This window comes from Arthrobacter sp. V1I7 (assembly GCF_030817015.1).
Classification (GTDB): domain Bacteria; phylum Actinomycetota; class Actinomycetes; order Actinomycetales; family Micrococcaceae; genus Arthrobacter.
On sequence record NZ_JAUSYS010000001.1, the window covers coordinates 2,036,965 to 2,058,329 of the forward strand.

21 protein-coding genes and 1 tRNA gene are annotated in these 21,365 nt (G+C 67.2%); 9 read left to right on the forward strand and 13 right to left on the reverse strand.

The annotated features are described in order from the left end of the window. Positions 1–97 precede the first annotated feature (97 nt). Both QFZ69_RS09520 and QFZ69_RS09525 read right to left on the reverse strand, forming a co-directional pair. Positions 98–1,297: a site-2 protease family protein gene (locus QFZ69_RS09520; protein ID WP_306917610.1), complete on the reverse strand. Its 1,200-nt coding sequence runs from the start codon at positions 1,295–1,297 to the stop codon at positions 98–100. Continuing rightward, positions 1,290–2,039, reverse strand: a complete 750-nt coding sequence (locus tag QFZ69_RS09525) for an HAD family phosphatase (RefSeq protein WP_306917612.1) — start codon at positions 2,037–2,039, stop codon at positions 1,290–1,292. Before QFZ69_RS09525 ends, QFZ69_RS09520 begins: the two co-directional genes overlap by 8 nt. Positions 2,040–2,202: 163 nt before the next feature. On the opposite strand from QFZ69_RS09525, the gene QFZ69_RS09530 reads away from it, so the two are divergent. After that, positions 2,203–3,108: a PAC2 family protein gene (locus tag QFZ69_RS09530; protein ID WP_306917613.1), complete on the forward strand. Its 906-nt coding sequence runs from the start codon at positions 2,203–2,205 to the stop codon at positions 3,106–3,108. A 76-nt stretch (positions 3,109–3,184) separates the two neighbouring features. Here QFZ69_RS09530 and mshC read toward each other — a convergent pair whose 3' ends face one another. Together mshC and QFZ69_RS09540 are read right to left on the reverse strand one after the other, a co-directional pair. Then, positions 3,185–4,465 carry a cysteine--1-D-myo-inosityl 2-amino-2-deoxy-alpha-D-glucopyranoside ligase gene (mshC, locus tag QFZ69_RS09535; RefSeq protein ID WP_306917615.1) on the reverse strand — a complete coding sequence of 427 codons (1,281 nt, stop codon included), beginning with the start codon at positions 4,463–4,465 and terminating at the stop codon, positions 3,185–3,187. Between the two features lie 15 nt (positions 4,466–4,480). Continuing rightward, positions 4,481–5,314 carry an undecaprenyl-diphosphate phosphatase gene (locus QFZ69_RS09540; protein WP_306917617.1) on the reverse strand — a complete coding sequence of 278 codons (834 nt, stop codon included), beginning with the start codon at positions 5,312–5,314 and terminating at the stop codon, positions 4,481–4,483. A 52-nt stretch (positions 5,315–5,366) separates the two neighbouring features. Here QFZ69_RS09540 and QFZ69_RS09545 point away from each other — a divergent pair, with 52 nt between their 5' ends. Next, on the forward strand, positions 5,367–6,302 hold the full coding sequence (locus QFZ69_RS09545) for an aldo/keto reductase (protein WP_306917619.1): 936 nt from the start codon (positions 5,367–5,369) through the stop codon (positions 6,300–6,302). Positions 6,303–6,350: 48 nt separating this feature from the next. On the opposite strand, the gene QFZ69_RS09550 is transcribed toward QFZ69_RS09545, so the two are convergent. Beyond that, positions 6,351–6,617 carry a hypothetical protein gene (locus QFZ69_RS09550; RefSeq protein ID WP_306917621.1) on the reverse strand — a complete coding sequence of 89 codons (267 nt, stop codon included), beginning with the start codon at positions 6,615–6,617 and terminating at the stop codon, positions 6,351–6,353. A gap of 39 nt (positions 6,618–6,656) precedes the next feature. Between QFZ69_RS09550 and QFZ69_RS09555 the strand changes: the two genes are divergently transcribed. Next, a complete protein-coding gene (locus tag QFZ69_RS09555; RefSeq protein ID WP_306917623.1) occupies positions 6,657–6,890 on the forward strand; it encodes a DUF5703 family protein in 234 nt (77 codons plus the stop codon). 23 nt (positions 6,891–6,913) lie between these two features. Here the strand turns inward: QFZ69_RS09555 and QFZ69_RS09560 are convergent, their stop codons facing one another. Both QFZ69_RS09560 and QFZ69_RS09565 read right to left on the reverse strand, forming a co-directional pair. Continuing rightward, positions 6,914–8,077 (reverse strand): acyl-CoA dehydrogenase family protein, encoded by a 1,164-nt coding sequence (locus QFZ69_RS09560; RefSeq protein WP_306917625.1) that lies wholly within the window; start codon positions 8,075–8,077, stop codon positions 6,914–6,916. A 39-nt stretch (positions 8,078–8,116) separates the two neighbouring features. Beyond that, a complete protein-coding gene (locus tag QFZ69_RS09565) occupies positions 8,117–9,421 on the reverse strand; it encodes a M20/M25/M40 family metallo-hydrolase (RefSeq protein WP_306917627.1) in 1,305 nt (434 codons plus the stop codon). A gap of 163 nt (positions 9,422–9,584) precedes the next feature. Here QFZ69_RS09565 and QFZ69_RS09570 point away from each other — a divergent pair. Further along, a tRNA-Leu gene (locus QFZ69_RS09570) sits at positions 9,585–9,667 on the forward strand. A gap of 106 nt (positions 9,668–9,773) precedes the next feature. Here QFZ69_RS09570 and QFZ69_RS09575 read toward each other — a convergent pair. Then, positions 9,774–10,283: a hypothetical protein gene (locus QFZ69_RS09575; protein WP_306917629.1), complete on the reverse strand. Its 510-nt coding sequence runs from the start codon at positions 10,281–10,283 to the stop codon at positions 9,774–9,776. Between the two features lie 113 nt (positions 10,284–10,396). On the opposite strand from QFZ69_RS09575, the gene QFZ69_RS09580 reads away from it, so the two are divergent. Further along, on the forward strand, positions 10,397–11,704 hold the full coding sequence (locus QFZ69_RS09580; RefSeq protein ID WP_306917631.1) for a cation:proton antiporter: 1,308 nt from the start codon (positions 10,397–10,399) through the stop codon (positions 11,702–11,704). A gap of 104 nt (positions 11,705–11,808) precedes the next feature. Here the strand turns inward: QFZ69_RS09580 and QFZ69_RS09585 are convergent, their stop codons facing one another. From QFZ69_RS09585 to QFZ69_RS09595, 3 genes are all read right to left on the reverse strand, one after another. After that, positions 11,809–12,270: a GatB/YqeY domain-containing protein gene (locus QFZ69_RS09585; protein WP_306917633.1), complete on the reverse strand. Its 462-nt coding sequence runs from the start codon at positions 12,268–12,270 to the stop codon at positions 11,809–11,811. Positions 12,271–12,548: 278 nt separating this feature from the next. Next, on the reverse strand, positions 12,549–14,747 hold the full coding sequence (malQ, locus tag QFZ69_RS09590) for a 4-alpha-glucanotransferase (RefSeq protein WP_307000073.1): 2,199 nt from the start codon (positions 14,745–14,747) through the stop codon (positions 12,549–12,551). Positions 14,748–14,756: 9 nt separating this feature from the next. Continuing rightward, positions 14,757–15,389: a hemerythrin domain-containing protein gene (locus QFZ69_RS09595; RefSeq protein ID WP_306917637.1), complete on the reverse strand. Its 633-nt coding sequence runs from the start codon at positions 15,387–15,389 to the stop codon at positions 14,757–14,759. Positions 15,390–15,586: 197 nt separating this feature from the next. On the opposite strand from QFZ69_RS09595, the gene QFZ69_RS09600 reads away from it, so the two are divergent. The 4 genes from QFZ69_RS09600 (at position 15,587) to QFZ69_RS09615 (ending at position 19,016) form a co-directional block, all read left to right on the forward strand. After that, complete coding sequence (locus QFZ69_RS09600) at positions 15,587–15,940, forward strand: TraR/DksA C4-type zinc finger protein (protein WP_306919649.1); 354 nt, start codon at positions 15,587–15,589, stop codon at positions 15,938–15,940. Next, positions 15,937–16,716: a M50 family metallopeptidase gene (locus tag QFZ69_RS09605; protein WP_306917640.1), complete on the forward strand. Its 780-nt coding sequence runs from the start codon at positions 15,937–15,939 to the stop codon at positions 16,714–16,716. The genes QFZ69_RS09600 and QFZ69_RS09605 overlap by 4 nt, the downstream gene beginning before the upstream one ends. Before the next feature lie 9 nt (positions 16,717–16,725). Beyond that, the gene (locus QFZ69_RS09610) at positions 16,726–17,880 is read left to right on the forward strand and encodes a glutathione S-transferase family protein (RefSeq protein ID WP_306917642.1); all 1,155 of its coding nucleotides are present in this window, start codon (positions 16,726–16,728) and stop codon (positions 17,878–17,880) included. 128 nt (positions 17,881–18,008) lie between these two features. Beyond that, positions 18,009–19,016, forward strand: a complete 1,008-nt coding sequence (locus QFZ69_RS09615; RefSeq protein ID WP_306919650.1) for an aromatic acid exporter family protein — start codon at positions 18,009–18,011, stop codon at positions 19,014–19,016. 92 nt (positions 19,017–19,108) lie between these two features. Here QFZ69_RS09615 and QFZ69_RS09620 read toward each other — a convergent pair whose 3' ends face one another. Continuing rightward, complete coding sequence (locus QFZ69_RS09620) at positions 19,109–20,020, reverse strand: MaoC/PaaZ C-terminal domain-containing protein (protein ID WP_306917644.1); 912 nt, start codon at positions 20,018–20,020, stop codon at positions 19,109–19,111. Beyond that, positions 20,017–21,357, reverse strand: coding sequence for a 3-oxoacyl-ACP reductase (locus tag QFZ69_RS09625; RefSeq protein ID WP_306917646.1), 1,341 nt, complete (start codon positions 21,355–21,357; stop codon positions 20,017–20,019). The genes QFZ69_RS09620 and QFZ69_RS09625 overlap by 4 nt, the downstream gene beginning before the upstream one ends. Between the last annotated feature and the right edge of the window lie 8 nt (positions 21,358–21,365).

Below are 21,365 nucleotides of genomic sequence, written 5' to 3' on the forward strand. Positions count from 1 at the left end.
CTGTAAAGCTGTAGGGCCGCGGATTTGCCGGCGGCTCGGCTGCTTGAGCCCGGGGCGTTGCGCCCAGGGCCGGAAAATTCACGGCCGGCAGGTAACTCTACCCGTTCCGGCCGTACGTCCGCCCGCTGCCGCGGGGACTCTTACCGGTGATGGCGTCCAGGACCGTGGCTTGGCGCAGCAGTCCCGTGACGGTGCCGTCGCGGTTGACGACGGCGTATGCCTGGCCGTCGATCTGGGCCAGGTACTGAAGCAGCTCCTGGCCCTGGGACGACTCAGGAACATACGCACCGGCGCCCAGGGCGTAGGAAACGGCCGTGAGCGGTGTGCTGGCCACGGCGTCCGGCGGCACCGTGGCGGCAACACCGGCGTCGACCACGGCCACCGGACGGCCGTCCGGGCCGTACAGCACGACGGCGGGCGGGGAACCGGCGGCGGACCGGTGCAGGCGCTCCAGTTCGGCGACTGTGGCGGTTTCCGGAAGCCCGACGGCCGGCTCGGCGAGGGATCCTGCGTGCACGAGATGCAGCCGCCCCCGCAGGCGCGCCTGCTGGATCGACGCCGTCGCGCCCATCCAGAGGAAGCTGCCCACCAATACGGTGATGAGCATGAGCGAGATATCCGGGCGTTCACCGCTGAGCAAGGGCAGGGCGACGAACCACACGACGAGGGCGATCACGATGATCCGGCCGCCCCAGCCGGCGGCCACGGTGCCTTTCGCCTGGCTGCCCGTCACCTTCCAGACAGCGGATTCGACCAGCCGGCCACCGTCCAGCGGCAGCCCGGGCAAGACGTTGAAGATGCCGATCAACAGGTTGGCCCAGACAAAAATGTTGGCCAGGATGTCCGCGACGCCGCTCAGGTTGCCGGCGGTGAGCAGCACCCAGCCGCCCCCGGCCAGGACGAAGTTGGCGGCCGGACCGGCCAGGGCCACCAGGACGGAGCGGCCAGGGGAGGCGGTGAAACTCTCGAACTGGGTATGGCCGCCCCAGAGGTTAAGGACGATTTTCTCGGTGGGCCAGTGGTAGATCTTAGCGGTCAGGGCGTGCGCGAGTTCATGCACCAGCACCGAGATCAGCAACAGGAGGGCGTAGGCGAACGCTACAAAATAGGCGCCAATGCCGAGGTCGGGGTTGTTGCGCAGGAGCACGGGCCCGTAGACGATCACGGTGAACGCCGCGATGATGAACCAGGAATGGGCGAGGACCACGGGGATCCCGGCGATCCGGCCCAGCGGGATGCCGTCTTTGCGGGCACCCACCGATTTTCCGGGCTGTCCCTGGGTGTCGGTGTCAGTCACTGGCGAGGCTCCCGGCCGTGGCACGGTCCAGGCCGAATGTCGCGTCCGGAAACTCCCGGCGGAGGGCCACAAGTTCTTCGAGGTCCGCCACGGTGCGTCCGGCCAGGGTTTCCCAGGTGGCGTGGCGGGGATCCGGCGGGAGCGGGACGATATGCGGAATCGCCACGGTCAGTACCCCGGACGCCACGGCCGCCGCCACCCCGGGCGCCGAGTCCTCGAGCGCCACGCAGTGTTGCAGGCCGAGCGCCGGATCTGCCTGCTGGAGGAGTTCGACGGCCTTCAGGTAGGCCTCGGGGTGGGGCTTGCCCTGCGTCACCGTGTCCCCCGTGATGAGGAAGTCAAAGTAGGGCTTCGGCAGGCTGGCGACGATTTCGCGGGCCAGCGGGGCTTCGGACATGGTGACCAGGGCGCAACGGATGCCGGCGGTGTGGAGCTCATCGAGGAGTTCACGGGCCCCGGGCCGCCAGGGCACAGAGGTCCGGACCCGGCTGATGACGTGTTCCGTGAGGATGTCGATTATTTCGCGGCGCTCCAGCTTCACGCCGGCCCCTTGCAGAATCCCGGCGGAGAACATCAGCGACTGGCCCACGAGCTGCAAGGCCTTCTCGTGCGACCACTGCCCGCCGTGGGCGGCGACGAGAGCGTGTTCGGCTTCAATCCAGTACGGCTCCGTGTCGACGATGGTGCCATCCATGTCCCATAGTGCGGCTTTGAGCAGGGGCTGGGAAGCTGAGGATCGCATGCCCTCAAGTCTACGGTGCGGCCGTGTTGGGGCCTGGATAGTACGCCCATGGCGAATATCACGCCCCCGGACCGCTCCCGGCGGAGCCGGATTCACCGGGCATGCAGGATTTCCGGCGCTTCATTCCATGCGGGGGCCGGGTGCTTGGACGTAGGGTGAAGAAATGAATAGCTTCGAGGCAGACACAACCGAAGCGGCCGGCGTGCCCGAGCCGGAGCGGCTTCTGCAGCCGGTGCCCGAGGGCCAGCGCATCACGGTGATGCTTGCCGCCTTCGAAGGCTGGAACGACGCCGGCGAGGCCGCAAGTGACGCGTTGCGCTACCTGAACAAGTTATGGGGCGGCAAGAAAGTCGGATCGATCGACGCCGACGAGTACTACGACTTCCAGTTCACCCGCCCGACGATCCGCCGGACCTCCTCCGGGGAGCGGAAGATCAAATGGCCGTCCACCCGGATCTTCAAGGCCAGCGTGCCGGACTCGAATGTGGACGTCATCTTTGTACAGGGCACCGAACCGTCTTATAAGTGGCGCGCCTACACCGCCGAACTGCTGGTCCACGCGGAGGCGCTCCAGGTGGATTACGTGATACTGGTCGGCGCCCTGCTCGCTGACGTACCGCACAGCCGGCCGATCCCGGTCAGCGCGTCCACTGACGACGCGGCCCTGCGCGAGCGGATGGACCTCGAGGCCTCGCAGTATGAGGGGCCGGTGGGGATCGTCGGAGTCCTGGCTGAAGTGTCGCTGCTGGCCGGGCTGCCTACCGTATCCCTGTGGGCCGCGGTGCCGCACTACGTGGCCCAGGCGCCATCACCCAAGGCCCAACTGGCTTTGCTGCACCGCATCGAGGAACTGCTGCAGGTTCCACTGGACACCCAGGAACTGGTCGAGGAGTCGGACGCGTGGGAGCGCGGCGTGGACGAGCTGGCCACCGAAGACCCCGAGATTGCCGCCTACGTCCGCCAGCTGGAGGAAGCGAAGGACACCGCCGACCTTCCCGAGGCCAGCGGTGAGTCGATCGCGCGGGAGTTCGAGCGCTACCTCAAGCGCCGCGGCAAGGACAAGCCCTAGCCGGAGCCGGGCGGCCGCTCAGCGCGGGCCTGCATGGCAGCCCGGGGCCATCGCCCCGCGGGTCAATACTTTGGGGTCAGAGCTCGATGCCGAGAAGCGCGTCGACGGCGTCGCTCACCAGGGCAGAGTCCCCGGCGGCGCCGATGCCGCCGCCCTGCCGGGCCGCGCGGGCCCAGTCGTCGACGGCTGCGAGGGCACCGGGGGCATTCAGGTCATCGGACAGCGCGGCACGCATCCGGGCGACGAGCGGGGCGGCCGAGCCTTCCGGAGCCACCCCCAGAGCCTCGCGCCAGTTACGGAGCCGCTCCTTGGCCTCGGTGAATCCACCGTCGGTCCACGACCAGTCGGTCCGGTAGTGATGGGCCAGAATGGCCAAACGGATCGCGGCCGGTTCTTCACCCTCGGCGCGCAGCCGGGACACCAGGACGAGGTTGCCCTTGGACTTGCTCATCTTTTCGCCGTCGAGCCCCACCATCCCGGCATGGGCGAAGTGGCGTGCCAGCGGCACCCCGGCCAGCGAGTACGCATGGCCGGCACCCATTTCATGATGCGGGAAAACCAGGTCCGAACCGCCTCCCTGGACGGTGAACGGAGCGGGAAGAAACTGCCGGGCGATGACGGTACATTCGATGTGCCAGCCGGGGCGCCCCTCCCCCAACCCGCCGCCAGGCCAACTCGGTTCCCCGTCCCGGGCCACCCGCCACAGCAGCGGATCCAGGGCCTGGCGCTTCCCGGCACGGCCGGGATCGCCACCTCGTTCGGCGAAAAGCTCCAGCATCTCGGCGTCGGACAGGCCGGAGAGGGCGCCCAGCGTCCACGCGTCGTCGGCGTCCGGGGCGTGCTTGCCGGCGGCTTCGACGTCGTAGTAGACGTCGCCGTCGGGTTCGCCGTCGCTGCCGGGCACACGGTACGCGAGGCCCCGCTCCACCAGCCCTTCGATCGCGGGAACGATCAGGGGTATCGCTTCGACGGCGCCGACGTAGTGGTCCGGTGCAAGCACGTTGAGGGCTTCCATGTCCGTCCGGAAGAGGTCGATCTGGCTGGCGGCGAGGTCACGCCAGTCCACACCCGTCGCCGTCGCCCGCTCCAGCAGCGGGTCGTCGACGTCGGTGACGTTCTGGACATACGAGACCTGCTGACCGCCGTCGCGCCAGGCCCGGTTCAGCAGGTCAAAGGCCACATAGCTGGCCGCGTGGCCCATGTGGGTGGCGTCATACGGGGTGATCCCGCAGACATACAGCGACTGTTCGCCCGAGGCTTCGAGGGCGGCCATTGCGCCCTTGGCGGTGTCGAAAAGGCGGAGGGCAGGCATGCTGCCCGGGAGTTGGGGAACAGGGGGGGAGATCCAGGACTTCACAGCCCAAGCCTAGTGCTAGGCGCTGATGACATTGAAACCGAGCAGCAGATACAGCGCCAGGCCAAGGAAGATTCGGTACCAGACGAAAAGGCGGTAGCTGCGGGTCGAGACGAACTTCAGGAACCAGCCGATGATGATGTAGCCCACCACCAGGGCAATGATGGTGGCAAGGGCCGTTTCGGGCAGTCCGTAAGGTCCTGTGATGCCGTCCTTGGAGACCACCTTGTAGAGCTGGTAGAGGCCGCTGCCGAACACGGCAGGGATGGCCAGCAGGAAAGAGTAGCGCGCCGCGGCCTCCCGGGTGTAGCCCATCAGCAGGCCTGCCGTGATGGTACCGCCGGAGCGGGAGACGCCCGGAATCAGGGCCATGGCCTGGGCCAGCCCGTACAGGAGGCCGTGTTTGTAGGTCAGCTGGGTGAGGTCGCGGTCCTGGCGGCCGACCGCGTCCGCGACGGCCAGGAACAGGCCGAACACGATCAAGGTGGTAGCAACAATCCAGAGGCTGCGGAGCACGGACTCAATCTGGTCCTGGAACAGCAGCCCCAGGACGATGATCGGCAGGCTTCCCAGGATCACCAGCCAGCCCATCCGGACGTCCGGATCCTGCCGGGAGATCTTGCCGCGGAGCGAACCGAGCCAGGCCTTCACGATCCGCACGATATCCCGCCAGAAGTAAATGACCACGGCGGTTTCCGTGCCCAGCTGCGTGATGGCGGTGAACGCCGCACCGGGGTCGGCCGCGTTCGGCAGGAAGGAGCCGACAATCCGCAGGTGGGCGCTGGAGGAAATCGGCAGGAATTCTGTCAGGCCTTGGACAAGGCCCAGCAGGGCCGCTTCAAACCAGTTCACGTTTATAGACCCTACGTCATCAACCATTCCGAATCCCCGTAAGCTTGCTGACATGCAGCAGCGTTATGTCGGCAACAGTGGGTTGCGCGTGTCCGCCCTCGCCCTTGGCACCATGTCCTGGGCCAGGGAGACTGATGAGCAGGAAGCTTCCGGCCTGCTTCGCGGGTTCGTGGACGCGGGAGGCACCCTGATCGACACGGCAGCCTCATACGCCGGCGGCCAGGCCGAGGCCCTGCTCGGCGGCATGCTGGGCGACGTCGTGGCCCGGTCCGAGGTCGTTCTTTCCACGAAGGCCGGGCTTTCGACGTCGGAGGGGCGCCGGAGCGTCGATACGTCCCGGAATGGGATGCTGTCCGCGCTGGACGCCAGCCTGGCCAGGCTGGGGACCGACCATGTGGACATCTGGTTCGCCCAGGCCTGGGATCCGAACGTCCCCCTCGAGGAAACCCTCTCCGCCCTGGAGTTTGCCCTCCGTTCCGGCCGGGCCCGGTACGTGGGCGTCTCCAACTTCAACGGTTGGCAGACGTCCAAGGCCGCAGCCGTGGCAGGATTTCCCCTCGTCGCCAACCAGTCCGAATACTCCCTGGTGCACCGCACCCCGGAAGCCGAGCTGATTCCGGCAATCGAGGACGCCGGCCTTGGCCTGCTGGCGTGGGGGCCGGTGGGCCGCGGCGTGCTGAGCGGGAAATACCGCGGGCACATTCCGGCGGACTCACGGGCGGCCAATTCGCGGCTGGCCAGCTACGTGGAACCGTACCTCGAGGGTGCCGCCTCCAGCGTTGTCGAAGCCGTAGCGATGGCGGCGAAAGGACTTGGCCGGACAGCCCTGGACGTCTCCCTCGGCTGGCTGCTGTCCCAGCAGGGAGTTGCTGCCGCGATCGTCGGCGCCCGCACCACGGTGCAGCTCAAGGAAGCCCTGGATTCGACGCTGGCCCCGTTGCCGGCGGAGATTGCCCAGGCCCTGGAGGACGTTTCCAACCCGGTCTGAGACACCGGGACAATGGAATCAAGGAGCTACAACGGACCTCGTCAGGACCTAGTCCTGAAGGATTTCGAGGTCTTCCTCGTCGTCCACGTCTTCCTCATCGTCCTCGTCGCTGTCGTCATCGATCACCTCAAGTGGAGTAACTTCGCCATACGCTTCGTAAAGGGAATCGTCATAGACTTCAAAGGCGTCAGCAACGGCAAAGAACGCCGCCTCGACCGCGGGGTCCCCATCCCCCCGGCGCGCCGCAGCGGCAGCCAGGTGTTCTTCCAGGGCGGCGGTCAGGGACTGAAGCGCGACGCGCGGATCGATGCTCATGACTTCACGTTAGCGGGAAAAAGACGAAAATGGAGAGCAATGAAGGAACATTTTCTGAGCAGTTCGGTCCGGCGGGAGAGGGACTACCTGAAGCAGTACGAGTACCTGGTACTGACGGTCAGTCCTGAGGATTCCCTTGCCGAGGCCCGCCGCCGTCTCGTCGAACATTCCGAGTACGGCAAGTGGGAACTCGAGCGCAGCGTCCTCTATCTGGGCGGCGGGCGGCGCTTCTGGCTCCGGCGCAAGGTCATCCAGGTCCAGCGGACCGTCTAATACTTACGGGGCTCCCGCCGCTGCTACGGCGTTTCCAGCGGACCCAGCCAGGCGTTCGCGACCGTGTTGTGCGCCGATTCGTCGTCGGAGGGGTGGAACATGCCCGCCAGCACGTCACGGTACAGCCGCTCGAGTTCCGAGCCACGGAAGTAGCTTGATCCGCCGGAGACCCGGATGGCCAGGTCCACCACGGTGCGTGCCGTCTCCGTTGCCCGTACCTTGAGCCCCACCAGCTGCGGGAACCACTGGCTGCCGTGTTCCGCGAGGTCGTCGACGTCCGCGGCGACCCGGGACAGCTGCGGGTAGAGCGCGTCCATGGCCATCGCCGCCTCGGCCACCTTCCAGCGGATGTCCGGGTCCTGGGCGTAACTGCGCCCGCCGTTCTTGAGCGACGTCCGGCGTTTGACCGCTTCGACGCCGAGCAGCAGCGCACGTTCGCCGATGCCGGTGTAGACGGCGGCGAGCAGCGTCTCGAAGCAGGCGAAGATCGCAAAGATCAGCGGATCCGCGGTAGGTCCCACCGGCAGCTTCCGGAAGATCCGGTCGGGCCCGACGACGGCACCGGCCAGCACCGTGGTGTTGGACTGGCTGGCCCGCATGCCCAGGGTGTCCCAGTCGTCCAGGATCTCGTAGCCCGGCGTGTCCCTCGTGATGAAGCCGTGCACCAGCTCCCCTTCGCCGTCCCGGGCCGCCGCATCCTTTCCGAAGATCCCAAGCCGGGTCCAGGCCGGCGAGAGGCTCGTGAAGATCTTGCGGCCCGTGAAGGAGTAGGCGCCATCGGGCTGCGGGACCGCGTCCGTGCGGGAGTCGAAGAGCACCGAGTCGTTGCCCGCTTCGGAGTTCCCGAAAGCAAAGATCTCGCCCTGTGCCGCTTCCCGGAGGACGAACGCGAGCGAGGAATCGCCCCGGGCCGCGAGGACGTGCGCCACGCCAGTCCAGACCAGGTGCATGTTGATCGCCAGAGCCGTGGCCGGGGCCGCCGTCGCGAGCCGGCGCTGGAGTTGTGCCGCCGCAGCGAGTCCCAGCCCCAGGCCGCCGTCGGAGACGGGAACAAAGATCTTCAGGTAGCCCGAGGCAGCGAGCTCCTCCAGATCCTCCTGGCAGAACGCATTGTCGCGGTCGTACCCTGCGGCCCGGCTCCGGATCCGGTCCAGCAATGGCTCGGGCAGGATGTCAGCAGGGTTCATCGTGGCCTTCCGGCTCTCGGCGCTTCAAGCCAGCGGGGTTCAGTAGTTGGTCAGCAGCGTATCCAGCACCCGGGCGCCGAACTTCAGGGACTCGGCGGGGACGCGCTCGTCGACGCCGTGGAACATGCCGGTGAAGTCGAGGTCGTCCGGCAGCTGGAGCGGGGCGAAGCCGTAGCCGGTGATGCCGAGTCGGCTCAGGGCTTTATTGTCAGTGCCGCCGGAGAGTGTGTACGGCAGGACCTTGGCGCCGGGGTCCTCGGAGTGCAGGGCGTCAATCATCGAATCGACGAGATTCCCGGCGAACGGGACCTCCAGCGAGACGTCGTTGTGGACGTAGCTTACGTCGACGCCGTTGCCCGCCAGTTCGCGGACGATCTCGAGGACCTGCTGTTCCTGGCCGGGCAGGGTACGGCAGTCAATGAGGGCCTCTGCCGACTCGGGGATCACGTTGTGCTTGTAGCCGCCCTTGAGCAGAGTGGGGTTGGTCGTGTTCTGCAGCGTCGCGCCGACGAAGCGGGCGACGGTACCGAGCTCCTTCAGGATCCTGTCGGGGTCGTCCGGGTCGAATTCCACGCCCGTGAGTTCCGTCACGCCGTCCAGGAACTGCCGGGTGGTGGGGGTCAGTTCCACCGGCCATTTGTATTCGCCGATCCGCGAGACGGCGCTGGCGAGCCGAGTCACGGCATTGTCCGTGTTGATCTGCGAGCCATGGCCGGCGCGGCCGTGGGCCACGAGGCGGAGCCAGGAGAGGCCCTTCTCGGCGGTCTGCAGCAGGTAGGTGCGCTGGCCGCCGATGGTGGCGGAGAACCCGCCGACTTCGGAGATTGCCTCGGTGGCGCCCGCAAAAAGTTCCGGGCGTTTGTCGACGGCGTAGTGGGCACCGTATTTGCCGCCGGCTTCCTCGTCGGCGAAGAACGCGAAGATCAGGTCCCGCTTGGGCTTGCGGCCGGTGCGGGCAAAATTGCGCAGCACCGCGAGGATCATGGCGTCCATGTCCTTCATGTCGACGGCGCCGCGGCCCCAGATCAGGCCGTCCTTGAGTTCGGCGCCGAAGGGGTCCACGGACCACTGCTCGCGGAGTGCGGGAACCACGTCCAGATGCCCGTGGACCACGAGGGCACTGGCGGAAGGGTCCTCCCCCGCCATTCTGGTCACCACGCTGGCCCGGCCGGGGGCGGACTCGAAGATTTCGGCGTCCAGCCCGACCTCGGTCATCAGCCCTGCCGTGTATTCGGCCGCCGCACGCTCCCCCGGACCTGTTCCGTCGCCGTAGTTGGAGGTGTCGATCCGGATCAGTTCCTGGCAGATCCGAACAACTTCGTCCTCGGGCCGGATTTCAGTCATGGGGCACTCCTTGTGGCGGGGGCTGATTGCTGGCTTCAGCCTACTCACAAGCCCCGACAAGCCCCGATTATTTGTTTCCGGAAACTTCATGCTAGAGTCTTTCTCGCTGCTTCGGAGAAAAGCGAAACGCTGAAAGGCGGAAATCGTCTCCGAATTACCACCTGCGCGGGTGGCGGAATGGCAGACGCGCTAGCTTGAGGTGCTAGTCCTCGAAAGGGGGTGGGGGTTCAAGTCCCCCTCCGCGCACAAGGGAAAACCCCTAGAATCCAAGGATTCTAGGGGTTTTTTTCTTTGTCCACCCACGCCGGGCGCTGAAAGCGCCATCCGCCAGTCCAACCTCCGCGTAGTGGTGTCATGACCCACGTTCTACGTCCGGTGGATCTAGAGGGGCCCGGTCAGGACCACTCTCTCTCGTTGCGCGGTGCCGTGCTCCCAGCATGGCGGCAGCTGCCACCAGAATCAGCAGGATAATTCCAGCGATGAATGCGGCCGTTGTCCCTATCCCGTACGACATGGACTCCTCACCGGAACCAGCCAGCAAGTTGCCGCGCTGCACGTCAAGCCAAACGCTGATTGCCGACAGCACTACGATCAGAGGCAACTGAGGTAGTCCGACCAAGAGAGACGAAGCAACCTTCAGCGGAATGCCAAGGCGGCGGCTGGCAAGGTAAGCCGTAAGGGGAGCTGCCAAAAGCATGGCGACCAACCAACCGGGCGGGACCGCTTCAGTCGTCGATGGGTTGCGCAGCACAACCGGAATGAATACCAGCACGGTGGCAGCCGCGGAGGTCGCGGCCAGCCAAGCGACACGGCTGGCGGACCCCTTCCTGGTCGAGCGATGATCAGCGGCAAAAGTGTTCATAACGGGTCCATCCTGACTCTGTAAGTTCCACATTCTCCGCGACGAGTCCTCGGAGGAACCGTGACATACCGCCTAGCGGCATCTTGGGGTTGGCTGTTATGGCGCCAACACCAATGACAGCGGTAGCTTTGGAACGCTCTTTCTTCGAAACAGCCGAGGTACCGGAGGTACCGCTGATGGATGGCTTGCCCACGTCGTTGGTTCTGATCGCCTTGCTGGCTGTAGCAGCGCCCCTTGCAGCCCGCTTCCTTGATCGTCTGGTCAAGGTGCCTATCGTGGTGTTCGAGATTGTCCTCGGAATCATGCTCGGCCCCAGGCTGTTGGGGTGGATTCAGCCCGCCGACTTCACGGATACATTGGCCCAATTCGGGCTGGCCATGCTCTTCTTCGTTGCCGGCAACGAGATTGATTTCGCCGTAATCCGCGGCCGGCCCGTAAAGCGTGCATTCGCTGGCTGGGTCATCTCGTTGGCGGCTGGCATCGGCGCTGGCCTTGTCCTCGCCCCGACACCGGCGGCCGCTGTGATCATTGGCGTCGCCTTGTGTTCCACGGCTCTGGGCGCGCTGCTGCCGATCCTTCGCGACGCCGGCGAATCGAAATCCCCGCTCGGTATCGCGGTGACCGCACTGGGGGCTGTTGGGGAGTTTGGGCCTCTGGTTGCGATCTCGCTGTTCTTTAGTGGCAGGCAATTGGGGCCGGCTACAGGAGTACTTCTCGGGTTTGTTCTCCTGACCGGGCTGGCGGTTTATCTGGCCTCGCGCGCACGGCACACACTGCTCCACTCCCAGGTCACCAGGACACTCCACACCAGCGGCCAGTTCGCCATCCGGTCCATCATGCTCATCCTGACCGTACTCGTTGTACTCAGCATGGTTCTGGGACTCGACATGCTGCTGGGTGCATTCGCCGCCGGAGTCCTCTGGAAGGTTGCAATCGCGCGCGCCCCCAAACAGGACCGGAAGGTCATCGAGATGAAAATCGATGCCATCGCATTCGGATTCCTCGTTCCGATCTTCTTTATCGACACCGGCATAGACTTCGACCTTCGCGCGCTCACCGCCAGCCCGGCCGCTCTCGCACTGGTCCCCCTGTTCCTGTTCCTCCTGCTCATCATCCGCGGTCTGCCGTCGTTGCTCGCAGCTCCCCCCAACGCCACCCCTGCGGACAAACGTGCCATCATACTGTTTGGTGCAACAGGATTGCCGATTATCGTGGCCGTAACAGCCATTGGCCGGGACGAGGGGCTTATCTCAAGCGGAATCTCGTCTGCACTCGTTGGAGCAGGAATGCTCTCGGTACTCATGTTTCCGTTGCTCGCACTTGGTCAGCACCAACGCAGACCGTCGGGACGCCTACGCGGCACAAAGAAATCCGGTAGGAGACCGGACCAGGCCGACGTCCCTGGGGAAGCACCAAAGTGAATGTCGGTAATCCGAAACGCAGGTACCGCGGTGTCCTGAAGATTCCAAGTGACTTCCGATGGCCAGGACGTAGGGGCAATGAGGCGGTTTTGGGCCGCTTTCAGTTATGCCAGGCGGCTGCGGACTATCTCGCTGACGGTCTTGCCGTCGAAGCGGCCCGCCACTTTGGCGGTGACGGGTTTCATCACGAGGCCGATGGAGCGCATCGACAGCTCCTGGCCATCGGCTTTCAACCCCGTGACCGCCTCGTCAACGATCGCTTCGACTTCCTCGCGCGTCAGTGCCTTCGGCAGGTACGCCTCGATGATCTCAGCTTCGGCGACTTCAGCCGAGGCACGGTCTGCCTCCCCCGCCTCGGTGTAGATGCGGGCGGTATCGCGGCGCTTGGCCGCCTCCTTCTGCAGCAGCGAGGTCACCTGGGCGTCATCCAGCTCGACCGGCGTCTTGCCGGACTTCTCGCGGGTGCTGATCTCGCCCAGGACGTTGCGGACCGTCGTCAGCGCGGTCTTGTTGCCGGCCTTCATGTGGGCGACGACGTCTTCTTTCAGACGCTCTTTCAGTGACATGGTGTTCCTCGTTTCATTGAGACGAACGGTGCTCAAGCAGACCGGCTCCTGCCGCTACGGTCGCGGCGCGGAGATGGACTGCCTGTCCCTCTCCTCCATCATGCAGCAAAACAAGGTAGTGCCTGTCCATCGAGGTGAGTCGCCCCATGAAGGCGGGAAGGTCCCGCTGTCGGCGCCGACGGGAGCTTCTTCCGTGGTCGGTCCTGCCGGACCGGTCACTAACAACGGCGGCTGTCAGTGACCGCGGGCTGCGCGGAACCGCAGGCCCAGGGAAGTGGCTACTCGATGGACGGAGTCTTCCCAGCGGGGGCTCCCGCGTGCAGTGCCGTGCGGACAGTGCGGGCCAGGGAACAGAACCCCGGATGGTTTGGCAGTTCGTCGAGCAGCACCGGGCCAGTGGGTCCGGCCAGCGGTATGCACCAGTTCGGGTACTGCAGGTTGCCGGTTCCGGGCTGGTTTTGCGTGCGGGTTTCGCCCACCGCATCCACCAGCGCCACGCCCAGCAGCGACGACGGCGTCAGTGCGGTGAAGGCGTACAGGGCCTCAACTGTCGCCGGCACGTCCCGCGCCGTGTCCGGGGATCCGGCAGCCGGCAGGAGCCCGCGGTCCCGGACGACGGCCAGCACTGCCTCCTGCTCGGCGGCGGCTTCGGCGTGTTCCTCGTCGACCGGACGCTGCAGCAGCCCCAAGGACTCGCGTAGGGTGACGTGTTCGCCGGCCAGGTAGCCCGCTGTCGGCGGCAGATCGTGGGTGTTGACGCTGGTCAGGCACTGTTGGCGGTACCTTTCCGGCGGGATCGGCCCGTCCGCGTCGTGCTCAAACCAGAGGATCGACGTGCCGAAGATCCCGCGTTCGGCCAGATAGTCCCGGACCCAAGGCTCGAATACGCCCAGGTCCTCACCGATCACAATCGCCCCCGCACGCTGTGCCTCCAGGGCCAGGATGCCGATCAGCGCCTCGTGGTCGTAGTAGACGTAGGTGCCCTGCTCCGGCCCCGCCCCTGCAGGAATCCACCAGAGCCGGAACAGGCCCAGGATGTGGTCCACCCGGATCCCGCCGGCGTGGCGCAGCACGGTGCGGAGCATGTCCCGGTAGGCGGCGTAGCCGGACTCGGCGAGCCGGCCCGGGTGCCAGGGCGGCTGGGTCCAGTCCTGCCCCTGCTGGTTGAACACGTCCGGGGGCGCGCCGACGGTGACGTCCCGTGCCAGCACTCCGGCAAGGGACCAGGCGTCGGCTCCGCCCCGTTTCACGCCCACGGCAAGATCGTGGATGACGCCGATTTCCATGCCCGATTCCCTGGCCGAGCCCTGCGCCGCTTCCAGCTGCCGGTCGCAGCACCACTGCAGCCAGCGGTGGAAGTCGATCCTGTCCGCAAGCAGTGCCCGTTGCTCGGTGCAGTACGCGGTATCCGGTGCGGACGCCGCCGTCGTCCATTCTGGAGCCCCCGGAGGCAGCTCCTCGGCCAGTGCGCACCAGAGCGCGAAGTCGTCGAGTCCCTGTCCCTGTTCGGCGCAGAAGTCCGTGAACGAGCGTGTACGGTCGGGTCCGCGCGGCACCGCGAAGACGAGCTCAAGGGCGGCCAGTTTCGCGGCGTAGCTCGAGTTCCGGTCCAGCAAACCGGCTGAGCTGTTGGCGGAGCGCTGTTGTTCGGCCAGTTGCTGGACTTCTGCCCGGCCGGCAGGATCCAGGTAGCCGAATTCGGGGATCTCCTCCACCCGGAGGTAGAGCGGGTTAACGAAGCGTCGCGTGGTGGGCAGATACGGAGAGTCCTCGACCGGAGGCCGCGGCTCGGCGGCATGCAGCGGGTTGACCAGCACAAAGCCCGCGCCCTCCTGCCCGGAGACGGTGGCAAGGTCGGCAAGGTCGGCAAGGTCGCCGATTCCCCAGGACCGGGCGGAACGAACGGAATACAGCTGCGCCGTCAGCCCCCAGTTCCGTCGTCCCGCGAGCGCCTCGGTGGTGCCCAGCCGCCGCGGCGTGACCACGAGCGGGCATCGGGCGGGGGCGCCTTCGGCGTCCGCGAACAGAGTGTGCCAGCCAAGGGGAAGGTCAGCCGGGGTCGCAAAGGTCGCGCGGCCCGTCAGTACGCCGTCGACGTCGACGGGCTGGTCCCAGTTATCCCGCTGGGCGGCCTCGTGCCGGCTGCCGTCCTCGGCCTCAATCCAGACGCGAACCTGACGTCCGTGGGGAACGTGGACGTTGACGAGCGTTTCCTGCCCTTGGCGTCCGACGACGACCGGCGGCAGCAGGCGCCGCCACGGTCCCAGCCGGGTCTCGTGCAGCGATCGCTGCATCTCGTCCGGTCCCCCGGCCGGAACGCCCAGCGCGGTCAGGACACCGCGCAGGGTACCGTCAGGGACCGAGCGCTCGGCGCCGTCCCAGCCTCGGAACATCGTTCCGACTCCGTGGGCTGCCGCGAGCTCCCGCAGCAGCCCGCTTCCGATGTCCGTGTTCCCCTGCTCCGTAGCGTCCGCCATGGGGACACTCTAGACGCTGCCCCCGAGTCCGGGGCGTGCCCTGTGCACATGGGCTTCCCCGACGAGTTCGGAAAGGCCTTCCACAGCCCGGGCCAGCGACGGCCCGGGGGATGCCACGATGAGCGGCAGCAGGAGCCGGTTCTCCTTGTCCAGGTGCACGGCAAAGACATTCCGGATGGCACCGGCCGCCACCGCGGCATCGACCCCGCTGGCCCCGCGCAATTCCTCGATGAGGCCCACGAGGGCCTGATGCTCCGCCAGCAGGGCCGCCACCAGCAGCCGACCCTCCGGCGCGCGCCCGGCACCACCGTAGACGGGCCCTTCTTCGGCGAGCGCATGCGGGAGCAATTCGGTTTCGCACCATTCCAGCAGCACCCCATGGGCGTCGTGCTCGGTCACCGCCTCCCCCGTCTTGACTGCTTGGGTCAGCGTCGAGACCAGGGCGTCGAGCCGCTTGAGCATGCTGCCATGGTGCGTCGCCACGGCCTCCAGCGCCGCGGCCTCCTCGCCGGCGTCTTTGACCGCCGCGTTCCCGGACTCCGTGTTGACTGGCTCCGTGTTGACTGGCTCCGTGTTGACTGGCTCCGTGTTGACTGGCTCCGTATTTTGCGGCCCGGTGTTTAGCGGCTCAGACCCGTCCATGTGGCTGCCTCCCTGATCTGAACGCGGCACAGCATCGGTCTGCGCACACCTGCTGGTTTCCCCACTGTACGGCCGGACGGTCCGTGGCGGACGGGCCTTTCGGCCCGACTTCAGTCTGCTGACGTCCTCTCCGGTCCTGTCCGCTTTCGACCTGCGCTTTCGACGAAGTCAGGAGTTCCGCGCTAGCCTTGCAGCCTATGGTCGACGTCGAACGGTTCCGGATACTCCTCGATGAGGAGCGCCTCCGGAAACTGGCCCTTCTTCCTGCGCTCCGGCGGGACATCACTTCGGTGAACGCCGCCCGGCAGGATTCCAACGTGGATGATGAACACGATCCGGAGGGGGTAACGATCGCGTTCGAACTCTCCCAGGCCTCGGCCCTGCTGCAGCAGAGCACGGCGGGGCTGGCCCAAATCGACGCTGCCCTGGCACGCATCGATGCCGGCCATTTTGGCATCTGCGAGGTCTGCGGGGAAGAGATCGCCGAGGGACGCCTGGAGGCCAGGCCCTGGACCGCGTACTGCATCGGGCACAGCTCGGGAACAGCATGACCAATCCCCTCGGGGAGAACCTTGCCGGAACCTGGTGGGACCGGATCATTGCCGGCTTCAGCCAGTCGCCCCTCCCGCACGTCACCGGCACCGAGCTCGGAATGGTGATGCTCCTGGCGGTCGCCCTGTCGCTGCCCCGCGCCACCTGGCGTTACTTCGGCCTGCTGGCCACCGTGACCCACGAACTGGGCCACGCCTTCGCGGCCCTTCTGGCCGGCCAGCGTCTCGGCGGTATCCGCTTGCGCCTGGACCACTCGGGCACCACGACGACGTACGGCCGGGGCCGGCCCGCCGCGGCCTGGGTCACGTTCTGGGGTTATCCAGTGCCGGCCGTCGTCGGGGCAGCCATGGTCTGGTGCGGGTTCAACGGTTGGGGGCCGGCGGCGATGTCGGTCGGGACTCTGCTGTTACTGGCATCGTTCGTGTTCATCCGCAACGGGGTGGGGCTGCTGATCACCGCGGCCGCCGTGCTGGCCGCGGCGCTCCTCGTACTGTTCGTGCCGTCGGACTTCACCGGTCATGTGATGATCGTGCTCGGCCTCGCCCTGCTGGTGGCTGCCGTCCGGGACCTCGCAAAGCTGGCGAACGTCCATCTGCGGCGACGGGACAGATTGTCGTCGTCGGACGCCTATCTGCTCTTCCGTGCCACGTCAATTCCCGCCGTCGTCTGGCTCGTGCTCTTCGCCGCCGTGGTGGCGGGCGCGTGGTGGTTTGCGTGGCAGCCGATGGCGCAGGTCCTCGCCGCACTGCTGGGTCCCGGCGTTCCGGCGTCATAGGCTGGGACCATGAACCAGACATCCACGAGCAAGAGCCCCTCCAGTGCGGACCATGGCGGCGCTGCCGGCACCGGTGACCAGGGGTTCAGCACCCGCGGCGCCTACGTTACCGGCGGAGCCGGGTTCACCCGGGACACCAACTACATCGAGGACCGGATCACAAAGGACGGAGCGCCGGGCAGCAACGGAGAGCCCGGCTGGCCGGTGGAACCGGGGCGGTACCGGCTGGTCGCGGCCCGCGCCTGCCCCTGGGCCAACCGGACGGTGATCGTGCGCCGGCTGCTGGGCCTGGAAGACGTCATCTCGCTCGGGCAGCCCGGCCCCACCCATGACGCCCGCTCCTGGACCTTTGACCTGGATCCCGGCGGCAAGGATCCCGTCCTGGGCATCGAACGGATCCAGGACGCCTACTTCCGCCGGTTCCCGGACTATCCGCGCGGCATTACCGTCCCGGCCGTGGTCGATGTGCCGACCGGGCAGGTCGTCACCAACAACTTCCCGCAGATAACCCTGGACTTTTCCACCGAGTGGACCGCCTACCACCGTCCCGGCGCCCCGGACCTATACCCCGAGCACCTGCGGGACGAAATCGACGCGGTCAACAAGCGGGTCTTCACCGAAGTCAACAACGGCGTGTACCGTTGCGGCTTCGCCGGCTCCCAGGAGGCGTATGACGCCGCCTACGACCGGCTATGGACCGCCCTCGACTGGCTTGAGGAACGGCTTGCCGGGCAGCGGTACCTCGTGGGCGACACCATCACCGAGGCTGACGTCCGGCTCTTCACCACGCTGGCCCGCTTCGATGCCGTCTACCACGGCCATTTCAAGTGCAACCGGCAAAAGCTCAGCGAAATGCCGGTGCTCTGGGCCTACGCCAGGGATCTGTTCCAAACGCCGGGGTTCGGTGACACGACCGACTTCGTGCAGATCAAGCAGCACTACTACATCGTCCACGAGGACATCAACCCCACCGGGATTGTCCCGAAGGGACCCGGGCTGGGCAACTGGCTCACCGGCCATGGCCGCGAAGCACTCGGCGGCCGGCCCTTCGGCGGCGGTACACCGCCGGGACCGGTGCGGGCGGGCGAAGAAGTAGCCCCCGGGCACGGGGCGGCCCAAGCGGATGCAGTTCCTCCATTTGTAGCAGCAATGCCGCCAGCCTAGGGTGAACCGGAATGACTACTGCCCACGAACCCCCCGGCACCGGAGACCCACCCCTGTTTCGGCGGTTCTGGCGCGTCCTGAGCGGCAGCGTAGCCTCGGCGCTCCTGTGGCCCCGGCTGCAGCTGGCCATGAAGGCGGCGCTCGCCGCCGGTATTGCGTTCTTCATCGCCCCCTTCATGCCGGGCTCGGCGGCCGACTACCCTTACTACGCCCCGCTCGGCGCCCTGGTGGCGATGTACGAGAATGTTTCCGGCTCCATGCGCCAGGGCGTGCAGACACTGGTTGGCCTGGCGTTGGGAATCGGACTTGCCTTCATGCTCTTCAGCCTTGGCGAGCCGAGCCCGGTGACGGTTGCCATTGTGATGGGCCTGGGCGTCATCCTCGCGGGGCTGCCCCGGATCGGCTCCGGCAGCGACTGGATTCCGACGGCGGCGCTCCTGGTCCTGCTGGTCGGCGGCCATGACCCGGACCGGTTCTCCTTCGGCTATCTGGTCCAGATGGGCGCGGGCGTCACTGTTGGCGTCGTCGTCAATCTGCTGGTCTTCCCGCCGCTGCACTTCAAGGCCGCTGCCCTCAGCATCGCGGAACTGCGGCTGGCGCTCGCCCGGCAGCTGGGGGACATGGCGACGGCCCTGAAGGAGAACTGGCCGCCGGAACACGAGGACTGGTCACGCCGCTCAGATGCGCTCGCGGCATCGGCCCGCTCCGTCCGCCTCGCCGTTGAAAAGGCGGACGCCAGCCGGCGGGCTAACCCCCGGCGCCGCCTGCACCCCCGGGACATGGACCAGGACTACCGCAACCTCCGGGACCTCGAACGGGTCACGTTCCATGTGCAGGACGTGACACAGGTGCTCTCCGATGTCATCTGGGCCGAGGACATGCCCTTCGTCGTGCCGGACGAATACACGGACCCGCTCTCGGCCGCGATGTCGGCGGTGGGCGACGTGCTGTGCTCCACCGAAGAGGAGAGCCCGGAGCGGCAGGGCGAGCTTGCCGGCACGGCCGAGGCGGCCGTGGATGAACTCAGCAGGCGCATCGGCGCGGGTTCGCCGGCAACGGACGAGCCCAGTGCGGCGGAATCAATCCTCTTGAGCCTGCACCGGATGCTCCGCGTTGTCAGGACCTCGGACGCCTAATGGCCACGGTCACCCGCCCCAACCACGCAGGGTCGGCATCTGAGACGCCCACGGCAAGAGCGTGGCCCGGACGGTGCTGTGGCTTGACAGTGCTACAACGCAGCCACGGAGCCGCTGAAGTGCTTGCGGCCCGACCGCGGGTTCCAGGCGACGTAGTCCGAGCGCTGCCAGCCGCCGTCGCCGTCCTGGACAGTACTGATGTCCAGGGCCACCCGGGCGGGCAGGAAGACGGGAGCCCCGAAGGCCACGTCCCAGCGGAAGGCCTCCCCCTTGGCTGCGCCCACATCGGCCAGCGCCCTCGATGCGAGGTACATCCCGTGCGCGATGGACCGACGCATCCCCAGCGCTTTGGCCGAAAGAACGCTCAAGTGGATCGGGTTGAAGTCGCCGGACACCGCGGCGTAGGCGCGTCCCGTGTCCACTCCCAGCTGCCAGAGTGCCGTCGGGTCCGGGGGCTGGAAGTCCACCGGCACCGGCGGCGCCGACGGCTTGTCGAGTCCCGGCAGGAACACGCCTTTGGCAAGGTAGGTGGACACGCCACGCCAGCGGAGGGCGCCATCGCCGGCGCCACGCACCTCGGCCACGAGGTCCAGCTGGGTACCGGAGCGGTGGCCGCGCAGGTTTTCCGCCTGCGCCCGGATGTCCACGGCTTCGGTGAAGCGCACGGGCGCGGACTGCAGCACCTGGTTGCCCAGGTGGATCATGCCGAGCAGGGGCAGCGGGAAGTCGTCCCGGTTCATCACGCTCATGGCCAGCGGGAATGCCAGCGCGTGGATGAAGCCGGCCGGCAGGATGTCGCTGGCGGTCTCGCCGATCAGATGCTGGTAGGCCGTGAGGTTCTCAACCCCGGCCCGCACGCCGCGGACCTCATGGCTTCCATCGGGAAGTGCGGAGCCCGTGTGCGTGCCGAGCACCCGACGCCGGGCCGCGGTGGCTGCCGCGTTCAGATACAGCTTCGACAGAGACGGCATCTCACCCAGGATGACGGGCTGCGAACCGGTCATGCTCCGACCAGGTTCTGCCCGCAGACCCGCAGCACCTCGCCGGAGATCCCGCCGGCCGCGTCGCTCGCCAGGAACGCGATCGCCTCGGCAACGTCACCCGGCTGGCCACCCTGTTGCAGGGAGTTCAGCCGGCGGGCCACCTCGCGGGTGGCGAACGGGATCCGGGCGGTCATCTCGGTCTCAATGAACCCCGGGGCCACCGCATTGATGGACCCGCCGTGCGCGGCGAGCAGCGGGGCGGTGGCGCGGACCATGCCCATCACGCCGGCTTTGGAGGCGGCGTAGTTGGTCTGGCCCCGGTTTCCCGCGATCCCGGTGGTGGAGGCCACGGACACGATCCGCGGCGAGCCCCGGAAATGCCCGGATGCCAGAAGCGCTTCGTTGATGCGCAGCTGCGCGGCGACGTTGACGGCGATGACGGAGTTCCAGCGGTCCGGGTCCATGTTCACCAACAGCTTGTCCCGCGTGATCCCGGCATTGTGGACCACGATGTCCAGCCGGCCATGGCGTTGCACGGCGTGGTCAATGATCCGCTGCCCGGCATCCTCGCGGCTGATGTCCAGCTGCAGGGCGGTGCCGTGCACTTCGTTCGCCACCGAGGCGAGGTGGTCCCCGGCGTCGGGGATGTCGACGACGACGACGGTGGCTCCGTCGCGGTGCAGCGTGCGCGCAATTGCGGCCCCGATTCCGCGGGCGGCTCCGGTCACGACGGCGACCTTGCCTGCCAGCGGCTTCTCGACGTCGTCCGGCAGCTGTCCGGCATCTGAGGTGACGGTCAGGAACTGCCCGTCAACGAACGCCGACCGGCCGGAGAGGAAGAACCGCAGGGCCCCGAGGGTGCTCGGACTCGTGGTGCGGGCACCGTGCGCGAGCAGGATGCCGTTGCCGGTGGCGCCGGCGCGCAGTTCCTTGGCCAGCGAACGGAGCAGGCCGTCGACGCCCTGCCGGGCCGCGGCGACGGCCGGCCCGGCGGCCTCCACTGCGGCGCGGGAGACGGTGATGACCCGGGCGTTCGGTGCCAGGTCCCGCAGCGAGGCGGCGGCCGTGAGCACCGGTTTCTCCAGGTCCTCGGGGCGGGCCAGCTCGTCCAGGACCAGGATGACGGCGCCGAGCTTTTCCTTCGGCACCGCATGCCGTCGGACATCCAGGTTCCACGAGAGGAGCGTGGAGGCCAGCTCGTCCGCGCCGCTGCCGGTCCCCTGGACCAGCACCGGCCCGGCAACGAGCGGCTGGCCCGGCCGGTGGCGCCGCAGCGGCACGGGCTGCGGCAGCCCCAGTTTCCTTGCGATGTCCTTGCCGAGTCCCCGGCTCACCAGCTGGGTGTATTTGTCGGTCATCGGATCCC

Bases quoted from the DNA above. Each gene is read 5' to 3' on its own strand.
- QFZ69_RS09525 (WP_306917612.1), bottom strand. From the start codon at position 2,039: ATGCGATCCTCAGCTTCCCAGCCCCTGCTCAAAGCCGCACTATGGGAC.
- QFZ69_RS09530 (WP_306917613.1), top strand. From the start codon at position 2,203: ATGAATAGCTTCGAGGCAGACACAACCGAAGCGGCCGGCGTGCCCGAG.
- QFZ69_RS09545 (WP_306917619.1), top strand. From the start codon at position 5,367: ATGCAGCAGCGTTATGTCGGCAACAGTGGGTTGCGCGTGTCCGCCCTC.
- QFZ69_RS09550 (WP_306917621.1), bottom strand. From the start codon at position 6,617: ATGAGCATCGATCCGCGCGTCGCGCTTCAGTCCCTGACCGCCGCCCTG.
- QFZ69_RS09555 (WP_306917623.1), top strand. From the start codon at position 6,657: ATGAAGGAACATTTTCTGAGCAGTTCGGTCCGGCGGGAGAGGGACTAC.
- QFZ69_RS09560 (WP_306917625.1), bottom strand. From the start codon at position 8,077: ATGAACCCTGCTGACATCCTGCCCGAGCCATTGCTGGACCGGATCCGG.
- QFZ69_RS09565 (WP_306917627.1), bottom strand. From the start codon at position 9,421: ATGACTGAAATCCGGCCCGAGGACGAAGTTGTTCGGATCTGCCAGGAA.
- QFZ69_RS09575 (WP_306917629.1), bottom strand. From the start codon at position 10,283: ATGAACACTTTTGCCGCTGATCATCGCTCGACCAGGAAGGGGTCCGCC.
- QFZ69_RS09580 (WP_306917631.1), top strand. From the start codon at position 10,397: ATGACAGCGGTAGCTTTGGAACGCTCTTTCTTCGAAACAGCCGAGGTA.
- QFZ69_RS09585 (WP_306917633.1), bottom strand. From the start codon at position 12,270: ATGTCACTGAAAGAGCGTCTGAAAGAAGACGTCGTCGCCCACATGAAG.
- malQ (WP_307000073.1), bottom strand. From the start codon at position 14,747: ATGGCGGACGCTACGGAGCAGGGGAACACGGACATCGGAAGCGGGCTG.
- QFZ69_RS09595 (WP_306917637.1), bottom strand. From the start codon at position 15,389: ATGGACGGGTCTGAGCCGCTAAACACCGGGCCGCAAAATACGGAGCCA.
- QFZ69_RS09600 (WP_306919649.1), top strand. From the start codon at position 15,587: ATGGTCGACGTCGAACGGTTCCGGATACTCCTCGATGAGGAGCGCCTC.
- QFZ69_RS09605 (WP_306917640.1), top strand. From the start codon at position 15,937: ATGACCAATCCCCTCGGGGAGAACCTTGCCGGAACCTGGTGGGACCGG.
- QFZ69_RS09610 (WP_306917642.1), top strand. From the start codon at position 16,726: ATGAACCAGACATCCACGAGCAAGAGCCCCTCCAGTGCGGACCATGGC.
- QFZ69_RS09615 (WP_306919650.1), top strand. From the start codon at position 18,009: ATGAAGGCGGCGCTCGCCGCCGGTATTGCGTTCTTCATCGCCCCCTTC.
- QFZ69_RS09620 (WP_306917644.1), bottom strand. From the start codon at position 20,020: ATGACCGGTTCGCAGCCCGTCATCCTGGGTGAGATGCCGTCTCTGTCG.
- QFZ69_RS09625 (WP_306917646.1), bottom strand. From the start codon at position 21,357: ATGACCGACAAATACACCCAGCTGGTGAGCCGGGGACTCGGCAAGGAC.